The sequence below is a fragment of the Maritimibacter harenae genome, from assembly GCF_009882975.1.
Classification (GTDB): domain Bacteria; phylum Pseudomonadota; class Alphaproteobacteria; order Rhodobacterales; family Rhodobacteraceae; genus Maritimibacter; species Maritimibacter harenae.
The window spans coordinates 283,884-299,223 of sequence record NZ_WTUX01000019.1 but is presented as its reverse complement, the minus strand read 5'-3'; the positions used below and the strand labels follow the sequence as shown (position 1 = coordinate 299,223).

Genomic DNA, 15,340 nt, shown 5'->3' with positions numbered 1-15,340 from the left:
GATGTCCAATCCGATCCGCCGCGTGGCGACAGATGTGGGCGGCACGTTCACCGACCTCGTCGCATTCGAGACCCGAGATGACGGCACGATGGAAATCGTGACGGCGAAGTCCGACACGACGCCTCCCGATTTCGAGACCGGTGTTCTCAACGTTCTCAAGAAGGGTGGCATTGACCCCGAAACGGTCAACTTCATGGCGCACGGCACTACGGTGGTCATCAATGCGCTGACCGAACGCAAGGGCGTGAAGGTCGGTCTGATCACTACCGAGGGCTTCCGCGATGTGCTGGAAATTGCGCGCGGCAATCGACCAGACTTCTTCAACCTGCATTATGAAAAGCCTGCGCCCTTCGTGCCACGCCACCTTCGCGCCGAGTTGCCCGGGCGCATGACCTACATGGGCGAGGAGCGCGCGCCGCTCGATCTCTCTGGCCTGCCTGAGATCCTGGATGAATTCCGCGCCGAGAGCGTGGAGGCGGTCGCTGTCTGCCTGCTGCACGCCTATGCCAACACGGCGCACGAAAAGGCCGTGCTCGAGGAAATCCGTCGTCTCTGGCCTGAGGCTTCGATCGTGGCATCGCACCAGATTACCCGTGAGTGGCGCGAATACGAACGCACCAACACCGCCGTCCTGTCGGCCTACGTTCAGCCAGTCGCGGCCAACTATCTCGGCAAGCTCGACGACGGGCTGAAATCACAGGGATTGCCCAAGAGCCCCTACATCATGCAATCGAACTGTGGCGTGGACAGCCTGGCTGCGACATCAGACGTGCCGATCAATATGATCGAAAGTGGTCCGGCCTCGGGTTTTTGGGGTGCGGCCGAACTGGGCAAGCTGATCGGCGAGCCCAACGTGCTTGCTCTCGACATCGGCGGCACCACCGCCAAGTGCTCGCTCATCGAAGACGGCGAAGTGCGCATCATGACCGACTACTGGATCGAGCGCAGCGGCAAGTCCGCGGGCTACCCGATCATGGTGCCGGTGGTGGATCTGGTCGAGATCGGCAACGGCGGCGGTTCCATTGCCTGGGTCGACGACTTTGGCAAGCTCCATGTTGGTCCCCAATCGGCCGGTGCCCTTCCCGGGCCGGCGGCCTATGGCAAGGGCGGTTTTGACGCGACCACAACGGACGCCAACCTCTGGCTTGGCCGGATCAACCGAGAATACTTCTGCGGCGGTGAGGTCGAAGCAGACATGAAAGCGGCCGAGACCGCGTTGACCGCCGTCGGCGAGAAGCTTGGAGTGAGCACCGATGAGGCTGCCCAGGGCATCGTTCGCATCGCCAACAACAACATGGTCAACGCGCTGAAGCTGGTCAGTCTCAACCGCGGACACGACACCCGTGACTTCACGCTTCTTGCCTTCGGCGGCGGCGGGGCGATGCACGCAGTGGCGCTCGGTCAGGAGCTTCAGGTCAAGAAGGTCGTCGTGCCTGCGGCCGCCTCGGTCTTCTCGGCCTTCGGCATGATGATGTCGGACTTGCGCCGGGACTACTTCGTGACCCAGCTCGTGGATCTCAAGGAAGGCGCTGGAGACACGATCGAGGCGATCTTCGCCGAGGCCGAAGGCCAGGCGCGCGACACCTTCGAAGCCGAAGGCGTCGACCCCGAGGAGGTCGGCTTCCTGCGCTACGGGAAATTCCGTTACCAGAACCAGGAACATACGACCGAGGTTCAGCTCGACGGGCCGGTCACGGACGCCGACCTCGACAAGATCGCGCAGGATTTCCACGAGGCCTACGAGCGTGAATATACCTACCGCCTCGACGCGCCCGTCGAGATGGTGGGCATCCACCTTGTAGCCCGCGCCGAGGTTGGCAAGCTGGAAATGAAGCCTGCCGAGATGGGCTCCGCCGACGCCACGACCGCACACAAAGGCCGGCGTGAGGTCGACTACGCACTCGAAGGCAAGCACGAGGCCGACATCTACGACGGCGACAAGCTGAACCCTGGCATGGCGTTCACCGGCCCCGCGATCGTCGAGGATTCCGGCACGACGATCGTGATCCATCCCGGCAACCGGGTCGAGATCGACGCATATCGCAACGTCCACATCCACATCGGGAACTGATCCAATGAGCGAGAACGATCCCATCACTCTGGAAATTATCCAGAATTCACTTCAGGCCGCGGCCGACGAGATGTTCGCGGCGATGCGCAAGACAGCCATGTCCTCGATCATCTACGAGGTGCTGGACATGGGCACTGGCATTACCGACGCCGAGGGGCGCATCGCTTCTTCCGGTGCTGGCATCCCGGCGTTCATCGGCGTGCTCGACAAGTCGGTGCAGTTTATCCTCTCGAAGCACGACGACATCCGGCCTGGAGACGTCTTCATCACCAACGATCCCTGGCACGGCGGCGTGACACACCTCAATGACCTGGTGCTCGCGATGCCGATATTCGCTGGGGACCAGCTCATCGCCTGGACGGCGAACATCGCGCACAACTCCGACGTGGGCGGCATGGCGCCGGGCTCGCTATCCGGCGAGGCGACCGAGATCTTTCAGGAAGGCCTGCGCCTGCCGGCCGTGAAGATCATCCGCGAAGGCGAGCTGGACGAGGCCGTGATGGATATCATCACCATAAACAGCCGCATGCCCGATTTCCTCAAGGGCGACGTCTGGGCGGCAATCGCATCGGTGCGCGTGGGCGCCCGCCGGCTCGAAGGGCTGGCCGCCAAATATGGTGTCGATACCTTCCTGCGCGCCATGAACCATTTCATGGATTTCGGCGAGCGTGCCGCGCGTGCTGAGCTCGCCAAGCTGCCACACGGGAGCTTCGAGCTCTCCGAGGAACAGGACGACGGCCGGATCTTCAACGTGAAGGTCACGATTAGCGACGACGAATTCCTCGTCGACCTTCGCGACAATCCTGATCAGGATACGGGACCCACGAACGCCAATCGCGATGGCACGATGATTTGCGCGCAAATGGTGTTCAAGGCACTGACCGACCCTGACTCCCCAGCCAATGACGGCAGCTTCCGCCCACTCAAGGTGCTGACGCGCGAAGGGTCAATCTTCGATGCGCGGGAGGGCTCGGCGATCGGTTTCTACTTCGAGACCGAGGTGCGCACATACGACCTGATCTGGCGCTGTTTGGCCCCGCACATCCCTGAGCGCCTGCCGGCAGGGCATTTCAGTTCGATATGCGGCACTTTCATTGGGGGCATTCACCCGGACACCGGGCGCCAATATACCATCGTAGAGCCGCAGATTGGCGGCTGGGGCGCCTGGGAAGGGCGCGACGGAAACCCCTGCATCTTTTCGGGCTTCCATGGCGAGACCTACAACACGCCCGCCGAAATCTCCGAGGCGCGCAATGGGCTCTACGTCGACCGGATGGCGCTCAACACCGCGCCGGGCGGCGAAGGTCAGTTCAATGGGGGACGAGGCCTGATCCTCGAATATCGGATCCGAACGGAAAATGGGTTCCTCACGGCGGGTTATACGCGGTCTCGGATCAAGCCCTGGTCGCTGGAAGGCGGCGAAGAAGGATCCGGCAATTTCGTCGAGGTCATCAAGGCCGACGGAAACGCCGAAACCCACAGCTTCGTCTCCGGGATGGCGCTCACCACTGATGACGTTGTGCGCGTCATCACCTCGAGTGGCGCGGGTTACGGCGACCCCAAAGCACGCGACCCGGAAGCGGTGCGACGTGACGTGAAGAACGGGCTTATTACGGCCGAACGCGCCGCCACGATCCACGGAGTGACGGTCTGAAGACCGACCAGAAGCCGGGGCGGCGACCATCGCCGCTCCAGAGCCACCACGCCGCGCAACGGCGCGGAATTGGCATACTGATATGTAACGCATCGGCGCGACCTACACTCGGGGCCGCGGCAAGACCGAAGAGAAAGGGCAGACCATGACCGGCACGACAAACAGGCTCGACGCGCTCCGCGCAAAGATGAAGGAGACCGGCACAGATCTGGTCGTGTTGGGGGCGGGCGCGCACCTCGGCTGGCTCACGGGCGTGCGGCCCCATGCCGATGAACGGCCCTGCCTGGCATTCGTGTCGCAGGCCGGTGCCGCTTTCCTGATGCCGGCCCTCGAGGCCGAAAGCGTCCGCACCCAGACCGATCTGCCCTTCCACAAATGGTCCGACGACGAGGGACCGGATGCCGCGCTCGCACGACTGCTCGACGCGATTAACGTTCGTGATGCCGACTCGCTTGTCTTGGACGAGACGATGCGCGCCGACCACGCGTCACTTGTAACTGATGCCCTGCCCGGGGCTGCGCGCCGGTTTACTGCCGACACCGTCGGGGCCCTCCGGATGCGAAAAGACGACGCGGAATACGCAGCACTCAAGCGCAACGCTCAGATCGCCGACGACGCCATGAAGGCCGCTTGGGCCGCGATGCACCCCGGGATGACCGAAACGCAGGTGGCCGATGTGGTGCGCGAAACCTTCGCCAAGCGCGATGCCAAGCCGCTCTTCACGATCGTCGGGGCGGGTCCGAACGGCGCATACCCTCATCATCATACAGGGGAGACGGTGCTCAAGGAGGGCGACGCGATCGTCATGGACATTGGCGCGGGATCCGAGGGCTTTTCCTCGGACATAACGCGGATGGCGCTGATCGGCGACGGCCCGGAAGGTTATGCCGAAGTGCACGCAGTCGTCGAGCGCGCAGTGCAGGCCGCCCTGGCCGCGGCGCGACCGGGTGTCAAGGCGCACGAGGTCGACGATGCAGCGCGCGGCGTGATCACCGAAGCAGGCTTTGGGGACTATTTCGTGCACCGCACCGGCCACGGCTTGGGCACCGAGGTCCATGAGCCACCATTCATCACCGCGAGTTCGCAAAGTGTGCTGGACGAAGGGATGGTTTTCTCGATCGAGCCGGGCATCTACCTGCCCGGTCGCTTCGGCATCCGGCTGGAAGAAATTGTCATCCTGCGTGCCGACGGTCCTGAGATCCTTTCCGATCTGTCCCGGGAGGCGGAGCTAATCGATGTCTGATCCCTTCACTCTTTCAGTCGTCCAAGCCGCCCTCGACAGCGCTTCCGAAGAGATGTTCGAGGTTCTGCGCAAGACTGCGATGAGCCCGATCATCTACGAGGTGCTCGACGTAGGCACCGGGGTGACCGCCGCCGATGGCGCGCTTGTTAGCTCGGGCGCTGGTATCCCGTCCTTCGTCGGCGTGCTCGATAAATCGGTGAAGGCGATCCTCGAAAAGGAGGGAGAACGTATCGCCGAGGGCGATGTTTTCCTCACCAACGACCCGAACTTCGGCGGGGTCACCCACCTCAACGACATGGTGGTGGCCGAGCCGGTCTTTTTCGACGGCGAATGCGTGGCTTGGGTCGCATCGATCGCACATTGGGGCGACATCGGGGGTAGCACTCCGGGGTCGATGGCGACGGACGTCACCAGCATCGTAGCCGAGGGACTGCGTCTGCCGATCGTCCGGCTCATCTCTGGCGGGGAGTGGAACGATGCGGTGGCGGACATCATCCGCATCAACTCACGCCTGCCCGATTTCGTCACCGGCGATCTATGGGCCCAAGTGTCGGCAGGGCGCCGCGCGGCGGGACTTATCCGCAGCCTTTGCGAGCGGTATGGAGGCGACACGCTGCGTGCGGCCATCGACGATGCTCACGAGACCGGCCGTTCCCGCGCAATGCAGGGCTTGGATCGCCTGCCCAAGGGGACATTCGACGTGGTCCAGGCGCAGGATGACGGCACCACCTGGCGCGCGCGGATCACGATCACGTCCGAACGCTTCACCGTCGATCTCCGCGATGCGCCGGACCAAACAACCGGCCCCTTCAACACCTCTCGTGATGGCGCGCTCATCGCGTGCCAGATTCTGTTCAAGGCGTTGACGGATTCGGAGCGCTACGCCAACGCGGGCTCCTTCGAGCCGCTCGAGGTCTTGACCCGCCCCGGCTCGATCTTCGACCCGGACCCGGAGGCGGCACATGGGTATTATTTCGAGACGCGCATAAGGCTTATCGACGCCCTTTGGCATGGCCTCGCGGAGGTGGGGGGCTTCGACCTCCCCGCAGGCAGCTTCGCGACCATCTTCGGGTTGGTTATTGCAGGAGAGCACCCGGACACGGGCCGCAAGTTCGCGATGGTAGAGCCACAAATGGGCGGTTGGGGTGCAACGCCCGAACGGCCCGGCAACGATGCGATGTTCTCGACGAACCACGGGGACACATTCAACTGCCCCGTCGAAGTGGCCGAAGCCCGCTACGGATTTGAGATCATGACCAAGCATTTGGGCGAAACCAACCAGGAAGACGGCGAGCACGCAGGCGGGCGCGGTGTGCACACGCGTTACAGGATGCGCAGCGGCGCCGTGATGTCAGCTGGTTTTTCGCACGGCGTGGTGCCGGTCTGGGCTCTACCTGGCGCGACCGAAGGTGGGCTCAACGCTCTCACCCTGACGCGTGACGGTGCAACAACGTCTCAGCCTACCTTTGTAAGCAAGCTCGTGATCCGCGCAGGTGACGAGGTCGAGGTCGCCACTGCGCATGGTGGGAACGCAAACGCGGTTCAAGAACGGCCGTAAGATCGTCCACAATCTTGCGTCTTGCGAGCTCATATTGAGCGCCGTTCAGTTTGGCCGGCGCCTAAATAGCTTCATTCTTGTTCCTTCGCTGCCGTATGAAGGAGACCCCCGACGGCCCCTGTTCCGGCGCTTCAAGCCCGCCCTCCCAACCGTCACACAGCATGTATCACAATTGGCGTTTCCGAAATCCAGCGCTTGACACCATATCCTAAGATTTGCTAATAAATATATTTATTATCAATGCCTTAGATCAGAATCCTACCACCCCAGCCACACACTTCCCAAAATTCAAGAAGATCACCGGCTTGACCGCCCGCGCCCTTACGTCGCGCCGGGACAGGCGCCGATTGTCACACAGACGGTGACACATCCTGCAAGCAGGCGCGCGCGCCCGGGTGCGGCGCCGTGACCGAGTCACTCGGGCGGAAACGCCCGCGTCCAGGCCCGACGCGCCGGCCGACCCATCTCTTGCGGCGTGGGTCCCGTTTCTACTTCCGGAAAAGATTACGAAGCGTCAACGCCCTGGTTCGTTTCATGTCGTCGACGCAGAGCGATCTCGGGACCTGAAGTTGATGGCCTCGAGTATCCGTGGCGTCACGTTCGGGCCTTCTCGAACGCACTCCAAGCCGCCTCGAAGGCCGCGAAATCGAACCCTTCGGCGCGTGCGGGATCAAGCACCAACCGCTCGGTTTCAAGAAGCTTGGTGATGGCGCCGGCGAGGTCGGGAATGATCTCTGTCGGAATGACAAGCGCGCCGTGACGGTCGGCATGAACGAGGTCGCCCGGGCGCACGGACAAACCAAAGATCTCCACCGGGCAGTCGATCTCTTCAACGTGAACGAAGGCATGGCTCGGTCCCACGGACCCTGCGATCACCGGGAATCCCTCGGGCAGGTCGCCCAGGTCGCGCATCACGCCATTGGTAAGTGCGCCGGAGAGTCCGAAGCCCTTGTGCACTGTGGTGTTGATCTCGCCCCAGAAGGCACCGACCGCGTCGGGAAAATCAGCGTCTTCGACCACGGCGAGCGCAGGGCGCGGGCCTTCAGACATGTAACGGTAGTAGTCCATGCGCCGCTCCTTCACCGCTTCCGGCGGATCGCTCGGCGGCGTCAGTGCAGCGATGCGCGCGGTGCGGGCGTAGCCCACGACCGCCTCTTCGTCGGGCGCCGAGCACAGCATCGTGCCCCGGGTGAAGTCCGCGAAGCCGCGCTTGCCCTGCGCCACTTCGATCGCGTTGCAGACAGTGGGCGTGTCGACGCGTTTCAGCAGCGCGATCAGATCGTTGTCCATCATTCCTCCAGCCAGCGAACCAGGGCCGCCGTCGTCTCTTCGGGTTGTTCCAGTGTGGGCATGTGCCCCGCGTCCTCGATGATCGTGAGTTGCGCGTTCGCCAGCAGATCGCGCATCAGCTCGTGACGCTCCACCGGACAGAGCGCGTCGTGACGTCCACACAGAACCAGCGAAGGCCCTGCGTATGCGCGCAGCGTTTCCTTCTGATCGGGGCGGTCGCGCAAGGCGATGGACTGGTTGAGGAAGACCTCAGGGCCGAGGTCCAGCGCCATCGCCATGCAGAGGTCGAGAATCTCGGACTTGCGGGGGCCATCGACCAGGTAATTGGGCTTCATCTCGTCGCGCATCACTGCGCGCAGGTCGCCCAGCCGCACCGCTTCCATCTGAGGCCCTCGTTTTTCCCTCACCGCGTCGAGTTCCGCTTGCGGGTTGGTGTCGAGCAGAGCCAGCCGCTCCACGCGCTCGGGGGCCTGCCGAACGATCTCCATTGCCAGGATGCCGCCCATGGACAGCCCCGCCAGCGCGAAGCGCGGCGGCGCGTCTGCCAGCACTCTGCGCGCGAGCGCAGCCATGCTGTCGGCCCCGCCGATCGGCGCGGTCATCACGGACCGCCGGCCAGAGAGCGCGGCGATCTGCGGAAAAAAGAGCCGGGCATCACACATCATGCCAGGGAGCAAGACCAGCGGTGTCATGCCGCCGCACCAGCCCGCGCCGCGCCCTCAGTCAGCGCCTTGAGCTTGGCATACGCGATATCAGGATCCACAGCGCCGAAGCCAGCGAAGGTGCCAAAGCCGCAATCGCTCCCTGCGATCACGCGGTCGGCGCCGACGATGTCCGTGAAGCGCTCGATCCGCTGGGCTACGAGGTCCGGGTGCTCGACGAAGTTCGTCGTGGTGTCGACCACGCCGGGCACCAACACCTTGTCGTCGGGGATCTCCGCCTTGCGGTCGCGGAATACCGTCCATTCGTGGCCGTGTCGCGGGTTGGACGTTTCGAAGAGCACGTAGCGCGACTTCGTGGCCATGAGCGTGTCGAACATCTTCGCCATCGGGATATCGCAACAATGCGGCCCCTCGTAGTTGCCCCAGCAGATGTGGACACGCACGCGCTCCTGCGGGACGTCCGACAGCGCGTGGTTCAGGGCCTCCACATGGAGGTTCGCGATCTTCACGAATTCCGCGTCGTCGAGATCAGCGAAGAGCATGTGCCGGCTCAGAGCGAGGTCCGGGCAGTCGAGCTGAAGATCGAGCCCGGCGGCGACGATCGTCTCGTATTCCGTCTTCATCGCGTCGGCGAGCGCAGCAAGGTAGGCCTCGCGGGTCTTGTAGTGGCCGTTCTGAAGGAAGAGCGAGATGACGCCGGGGCTGGCCGCGTTCATGAAACCGCGCGCGACGCCGTGCTCCGCCATTGCCGCCTTGAGGTTCGCGATGTCGGTCTCGAGCTCCCCCTGCCCTTTCGAGCGCACCTCGCCGGTGCACATGGGTCGGGCGTATTCGGGGGTCCCGCCGGAGTCGGCGATGCGCTGAAGGAACCCCGGGAACATCTTCAGGTCCGCGGGCGCGTTGCGTGGGCTGTCGCCGGAGAACCCGGTGTAGCGGTCCTTCACATAGGTCGCATAGGAGATCTTCGAGGTCTCGCCGTCCGAGACGATATCGATCCCCGCCTCCGCCTGCTTTCGCACGGTTTCCGAGACTGCGGCCCGCATGCAAGCGTCGAAGCCGATGGCGTCGTAGGGCTCACCCTTCTCGCGGGAGAAGATGAAATCGACCACTTCCTGCGTGCGCGGCAGCGATCCGACATGGGTCGTGGCGATGGAACTCATGAATGCACCTGTTTGCTGCAATGGGGTTGGCGCGGCGCGCCCTTGTGTGGGCGCGCCGCCGCGCGGATCGCGGTCAGTCTGCCCGGGTCGGGCCGGCGGGATCCTGCGTCCCGATGACCCTGTAGAGCGCGGATTCCCCGGACATGGCCGGCACAACCGCGTGGTCGAGCTCTTCCGGCACGCTCATCGTATCGCCCGGGGCGAGCACCGTGCTGCCACCATCCCAGGTGACCCGCCAATGGCCCCGGAACGGCATCAGGACCGTGGGGCGGTCGAACTGCTCCGGGGTCTCGGTCGCGCTGTCGCGTGTCACGAGGTCCACCTCGAAGCCGGGGCGGTCGCGCAAAAGTCCGGTCTCGCCGATCACCTTGACGGGGGCCTCGTGGGCCATCGCGGCGATGTCCCAATAGCGTGCCACGAAATCCGGGATCACCTCGGCCGCCGACGGTTCAGGGAACGCCTTGAGCTCTTCCTCGGTCAGAAGCGGCATCTTGCCCACACCCTCGGGCAGGCTTTCGCCCTTCTTCGTGTCGTAGAGCTTGCCCTCCTCCGACAAGACCAGCCCGTGGGCGTCGGCCTCCTGGATAACCTGGGGCGCCCAGATAACGCCGCCGCCCGCATCGTCACCGCCCAGGATTGCCATGATCATCCCGTAGTCGGTGCCCACGTTCTCGAAGCCGCGGAAGATACCGGTGGGAATGTTGAAGATGTCACCTTCCTCGAGCACGACCTCGCCAGCGGTCCCGTGAAGGCCCCAGAAGAAGCGCCAGCGCCCGGAGAGCACGAAGAACACTTCCGCCGTGCGATGGCTGTGGAGCGAGTTGCGACACTTGGGCGGCTGGCCCGCGGCGCCGATGTTGAAGCCGTGCGGGATGTCGATGTGCACATGCTGATCGGGACTCTCGCTGACGCCGCCGCCGATGATCGTGAAGTTTTCCTTCTGGTCGGAACCCGGCGTGTGCGCATCAATGAACGCCGTGCGGCACGGCTGCAACTCGCCGTAGCGCACGATACGTCCGGAGAGGTCGGTGTTCTTCATAAGCATGTCATTCTCCTCCTTTGTCAGGGGTGTCAGGGGGGCGCCCGCCCCAACGTGGGTCACCGGTTCGCCGGGTCGGCGGGCCGAGCCGCGCACGATCAGGCGGGCATCGGTGGTCACGCGACGGGGCGGCATATCCGGGTCGTTGATATGTTCGAGAAGGATTTCGACCGTCTCCGCGACCATGCGGTCGGCGGGCTGGCGCACTGTCGTGAGGTCATAGGATGGCCAGCTCGCGGGCGGCACGTCGTCAAAGCCCACGACAGACACATCGCCGGGCACGGTGAGCCCCAGTTCGTAGCGCAGCACGTCCATCGTCACGATCGCCATGTGGTCGTTGGCGACGAAGACGGCGTCGGGCCGGTTCTCGGGGGCCACATCGAACATTTCGCGCGAGACGCGGCGGCTCGTCTCCCGGTCGTAATCGCCAGAGGCGCGGGCGACGATGTCGAGCCCGGCCGCCTCCAGCCCTGCGCGAAAGCCCGCCTCACGGTCACGCTGTGTCGAAGCGTCTTCGGCCCCGCTGATGTAAGCAATGCGACGGTGCCCGCCCTCGACGAGGAAATCCGCCACCCGGCGGCCCCCGTCGAAGTTGTCGGACACGACGGCGCTGATGCCTTCGATGTCTTGCAGGCGGTTGAAGAGCACTACCGGCACGCCGATCTTCTGGCAGCGCGACGTGAGTTCGGACGAGAGCGTCACCGATGCGAAGACCAACCCGTCGACTTGGTAGTCGAGAATCTCCGAGATCACCTGGTCCACGTCGGCGCGTGTGCTGGGCGCCATGAAGACGAGCACGTGGTAGCCTTCCGCCTGAAGTGCATTCGACAGACGCTCGAGCACTTCCGGGTAGAAATAGTTGTCGAGATAGGCGACGACGAGACCGATGATCCGGCTATGTCCGGTTATGAGCGAGCGCGCGAGCACATTGGGCCGATAGCCCAGCTCTTCGGCCGCCTGCGCGACCTTGGTCGCGGTCTTGGGCGACACCGACGCGCCCGGCGTGAAATACCGGCTCACGGCAGATCGGCTGACGCCAGCACGGGCAGCGACCTCGGAGGCAGTGACCTTCTTGTTACTCTCGGTCTTCATTCCGCCGTCCACCCGCCGTCGACCAGCAGCGATGTCCCGGTGATCATCGCCGCCGCGTCGGAGTTCAGGAACACGGTCGCCCCCATGAGGTCCTCGACCTCGGCGACGCGGCCCAGTTTGATCTTCTCCTCGATCCACGCGCGCCGTTCGGGGTCGGCGAAGGTGCCTTCGGTCAGGGGCGTGCGCACGAAGGTCGGGCAGAGCGTGTTGATGCGGATGCGGTGCGGCCCCCACTCGATCGCCATCGCCTTCACCATGCCCTCGAGCCCGTGCTTGGTCGCGCAGTAGACCGCGCGGTCCGGCCCGCCGACATGGCCCATCTGGCTGCTGACGTGAAGGATGGACCCGGGGCGCCCGGCCTCCACCATCGCGCGTGCGGCGCTCTGGGAGAGGAAATAGGCGGCCTTGAGGTTCACGTCGGATACCGCATCGAAATCCGAGGGCTTGGTCTCGAGCGCCGGGCCATGACGCGCAAGACCCGCCGAGTTCACGACGATGTCGAACGCCTGCCCCTGGAAGACCTCTTCGACCGCGCCGGTGTCCGTGACGTCGAGCGGCAGGGCACGCGCGTCGCCGCCGTCCGCGACCAGGGCGTCGACCGCCGCCGACAACGCTTCCTGCCCGCGCGCGGCGCAGGTCACCGCGGCGCCGGCCTGTGCGAGCGCTGCGGCGCAGGCCAGGCCGATGCCGGAGGACGCGCCCGTCACCAGCGCGGACCGGCCATCAAGTCGGAACGACGGTGTCCTGGGAATGTCCATGTTGCCTTCCTTCTCGGGTTGTCGCGACGGCCCCGGCCGGTCGCGTGTGGGTGGATGGCGGGACGCCTGCGTGGCACGCCCCGCGCAACGCGGTCTCTCAGCCGGTCTTGCGATCCGTCGCCGGCGCGCCCGTCGGCTCGGCCCCGGTGCCGTAGGGCACGTTGCGCCCGCCGTAACGGCGCACCCGGACGTTGCACTGCTCGGCATGTCCGACGAACCCCTCGAGCATGCAGAGCCGCGAACCGATTTCCCCGATCTCGGCGGCCGCGGCATCGGTCGTGACCTTCTGGTAGCTGTGGGTCTTGAGGAACTTGCCGACCCAGAGCCCGCCGGTATAGCGGCCGGCCTTCTTGGTGGGAAGCGTATGGTTCGTGCCGATCACCTTGTCGCCGTTGGCCACGTTGGTGCGCGGCCCGAGGAACAGCGCGCCGTAGCAGGTCATGTTCTCGAGGAACCAGTCGTCCCGGTCCGTCATCACCTGCACGTGCTCCGAGGCGATGTCGTCGGCGACCGCCAGCATCTCGTCATAGCTGTCGCAGAGGATCACCTCGCCGTAATCCGCCCAGCTCACGCCGGCCGTGTCGGCAGTGGGCAGGATCTTCAGGAGCCGGTCGATCTCGTCCAGCGTGGCCTCCCCCAGCTTGCGCGAGTTGGTCAGGAGCACTGCGGGGCTGTTGTAACCATGCTCGGCCTGGCCCAGCAGGTCGGTCGCGCAGAGCTCGGCGTCGACGGTATCGTCGGCGATCACCATCGTCTCGGTCGGCCCGGCGAACAGGTCGATGCCCACGCGGCCGAAGAGCTGGCGCTTGGCTTCGGCGACGAAGGCATTGCCGGGGCCCACGAGCATGTGGACCGGGTCGATCGTCTCGGTGCCGATGGCCATGGCGCCCACCGCCTGGATCCCGCCCAGCACGTAGATCTCGTCCGCGCCGCCCAGGTGCATGGCGGCGACCACGGCCGGGTTCGGGCGCCCCTGCCACGGCGGCGTGCAGGCCACGATGCGCGGCACGCCCGCGACCTTCGCCGTGGCCACCGACATGTGGGCCGAGGCGACCATCGGGAACTTGCCGCCGGGCACGTAACAGCCCACCGACTGCACGGGGATGTTCTTGTGGCCCAGGATCACGCCGGGCCGCGTCTCGACCTCGATATCGGTCATCGAGGCACGCTGCGCCTTGGCGAATTCGACCACCTGCTCCTGGGCGAAGCGAATATCGGCCAGCTCCTGCTCCGAGAGCTCCCCGATCAGCGCGTCGATCTCGTCCTGGCTCAGCCGGAAGCTTTCGGGCGAATAATCGTCGAACTTCTCGCTCAGCTCGCGCACGGCCGCGTCACCGCGCGTCTCGATGTCCTTCAGCGTCCCCTCGACGATCGCGCGGGTCTTCTGGTCGTCCTCGGCGCGTTCGGCCTCCGGTTTGCCTTTCTTGAGATAGGTAATGCTCATCGTCGGTCTCCAGGTCTGTTCAATTCGGTTCGCGGACGGCGCCCTGGCGCCGTGCAGGGTGTGTAGGTGCCGCGCGTCAGTTTCCGTAGCCAAGGAAGATCTGCGGCAGGCCGAGCGAAAGCCACGGCACGAAGGCGATGATCAGGAGGGCCACGACCATGACGCCCACCCACGGGAAGATCCGGCGCGCGATCTGGTCGAATGGCACCTTGCCGACCTGCGCGGCCATGAAGAGGTTGGCCCCCAGCGGTGGGGTGACGAAGCCGATGGCCAGCGCCACGATCATCACGATGCCGAAATGCACCGGGTCCACTCCCAGCTGCATCATGATTGGCAGAATGACCGGCGTCAGGATGACGATCGCCGCCAGTGTTTCGAGGAACGTGCCGACCACGAGCAGCAGCAGGATTACCGCGATCATCACGACCGCCTTGCTGTCGGTTACCGACAGGACGAACTGGGCAAGTTCCGAGGGGATCTTCTCCAACGCGATGATGCGGCCGAAGGCAACGGAGGCGCCGATGATGATCAGGACGGAAGACACCAGAAGGGCCGCCTCCAGCATCATCTTCGGCAATGCCGTAATCGGCAGCTCGCGGTAGACGAAACAGCTCACCACCAAGGCATAGACGACGGCGACCGCAGAGCTCTCCGTGGGCGTCACGATGCCCGAATAGATGCCACCCAGCACGACGACCGGCATGGCGAGCGCGAGCTTGGCCTCGTTCAAAGCGGCCCAGACGGAACCGTCGGTGTCGGGCGCCTCTTCCGCGCTCGGCGGGGCCTTACGGCGGTGCAAAATGTTGTAGATGATCAGGGTGAGCGCAATGACGAGGCCCGGCACGATACCCGCCATGAAAAGCGCGGTCACCGACACGCCGGCCGAGACCGCGTAGACAATCATCACCACCGACGGCGGGATCATGACGCCCAATCCCCCAGCGCTCGCGACCATCGCGCCGGCGTAAGCACGGTCGTAGCCACGGTTGACCAGCGCGGGGATCATGGCAAGCCCGATGGCCGCCACGGTCGCGCTGCCGGTGCCGGAGATCGCGGCGAAAAACAGGCAGGCCATGATCGTCACGGTGCCCAGGTCGCCCGGGCTGCGTCCGAAGGCACGGTCGGCCACCGCGATCAGGCGCCGCGAGATGCCGCCCTGTGCCATCAGGCTGCCGGCAAGGGTGAAAAGAACGACCGCGATCAGCGTGAAGCTGTCGATGCCGGACACGAGGCCGAGCGCGTAGAGGTCGAACCCCAGGAAGGGGATGACGGCGATGGCCAGAAGGCTCGCGCCACCCAGCGCGACGCCGATCGGAACGCCGATCGCCAAGAGAAGAAAGAAGCTGCCAAATAGGATTGCGGTCGTCAT

At 64.7% G+C, this 15,340-nt stretch carries 11 protein-coding genes and 1 pseudogene; 4 read left to right on the top strand and 8 right to left on the bottom strand.

Going from position 1 to position 15,340, the window contains the following annotated elements; translation table 11 throughout:
* Position 1: 1 nt before the first annotated feature.
* The 4 genes from GQE99_RS16190 (at position 2) to GQE99_RS16175 (ending at position 6,526) form a co-directional block, all read left to right on the top strand.
* Entirely contained in the window at positions 2–2,071 is a 2,070-nt protein-coding gene (locus tag GQE99_RS16190; RefSeq protein WP_161352673.1) for a hydantoinase/oxoprolinase family protein, read from the top strand.
* Between the two features lie 4 nt (positions 2,072–2,075).
* Positions 2,076–3,725, top strand: coding sequence for a hydantoinase B/oxoprolinase family protein (locus tag GQE99_RS16185; RefSeq protein WP_161352672.1), 1,650 nt, complete (start codon positions 2,076–2,078; stop codon positions 3,723–3,725).
* 145 nt (positions 3,726–3,870) lie between these two features.
* The gene (locus GQE99_RS16180) at positions 3,871–4,968 is read left to right on the top strand and encodes a M24 family metallopeptidase (RefSeq protein WP_161352671.1); all 1,098 of its coding nucleotides are present in this window, start codon (positions 3,871–3,873) and stop codon (positions 4,966–4,968) included.
* Positions 4,961–6,526, top strand: coding sequence for a hydantoinase B/oxoprolinase family protein (locus GQE99_RS16175; protein ID WP_161352670.1), 1,566 nt, complete (start codon positions 4,961–4,963; stop codon positions 6,524–6,526). The genes GQE99_RS16180 and GQE99_RS16175 overlap by 8 nt, the downstream gene beginning before the upstream one ends.
* A gap of 594 nt (positions 6,527–7,120) precedes the next feature.
* On the opposite strand, the gene GQE99_RS16170 is transcribed toward GQE99_RS16175, so the two are convergent.
* The 8 genes and pseudogenes from GQE99_RS16170 to GQE99_RS16135 all read right to left on the bottom strand — a co-directional run bounded on the left by GQE99_RS16170 (position 7,121) and on the right by GQE99_RS16135 (position 15,340).
* Positions 7,121–7,816: an RraA family protein gene (locus tag GQE99_RS16170; protein ID WP_161352669.1), complete on the bottom strand. Its 696-nt coding sequence runs from the start codon at positions 7,814–7,816 to the stop codon at positions 7,121–7,123.
* Positions 7,816–8,508, bottom strand: coding sequence for an alpha/beta fold hydrolase (locus tag GQE99_RS16165; RefSeq protein WP_161352668.1), 693 nt, complete (start codon positions 8,506–8,508; stop codon positions 7,816–7,818). The genes GQE99_RS16170 and GQE99_RS16165 overlap by 1 nt, the downstream gene beginning before the upstream one ends.
* On the bottom strand, positions 8,505–9,638 hold the full coding sequence (locus GQE99_RS16160; protein WP_161352667.1) for a cobalamin-independent methionine synthase II family protein: 1,134 nt from the start codon (positions 9,636–9,638) through the stop codon (positions 8,505–8,507). The genes GQE99_RS16165 and GQE99_RS16160 overlap by 4 nt, the downstream gene beginning before the upstream one ends.
* 73 nt (positions 9,639–9,711) lie before the next feature.
* Positions 9,712–10,677, bottom strand: coding sequence for a cupin domain-containing protein (locus GQE99_RS16155; protein WP_202530903.1), 966 nt, complete (start codon positions 10,675–10,677; stop codon positions 9,712–9,714).
* A gap of 72 nt (positions 10,678–10,749) precedes the next feature.
* A pseudogene (locus GQE99_RS16150) lies at positions 10,750–11,769 on the bottom strand (LacI family DNA-binding transcriptional regulator); the annotation flags it as partial.
* Complete coding sequence (locus GQE99_RS16145; protein ID WP_161352666.1) at positions 11,766–12,527, bottom strand: SDR family NAD(P)-dependent oxidoreductase; 762 nt, start codon at positions 12,525–12,527, stop codon at positions 11,766–11,768. The gene GQE99_RS16145 and the pseudogene GQE99_RS16150, both read right to left, overlap by 4 nt.
* A gap of 97 nt (positions 12,528–12,624) precedes the next feature.
* Positions 12,625–13,971 (bottom strand): histidinol dehydrogenase, encoded by a 1,347-nt coding sequence (gene hisD, locus GQE99_RS16140; protein ID WP_161352665.1) that lies wholly within the window; start codon positions 13,969–13,971, stop codon positions 12,625–12,627.
* A 76-nt stretch (positions 13,972–14,047) separates the two neighbouring features.
* Positions 14,048–15,340 (bottom strand): TRAP transporter large permease, encoded by a 1,293-nt coding sequence (locus GQE99_RS16135; protein WP_161352664.1) that lies wholly within the window; start codon positions 15,338–15,340, stop codon positions 14,048–14,050.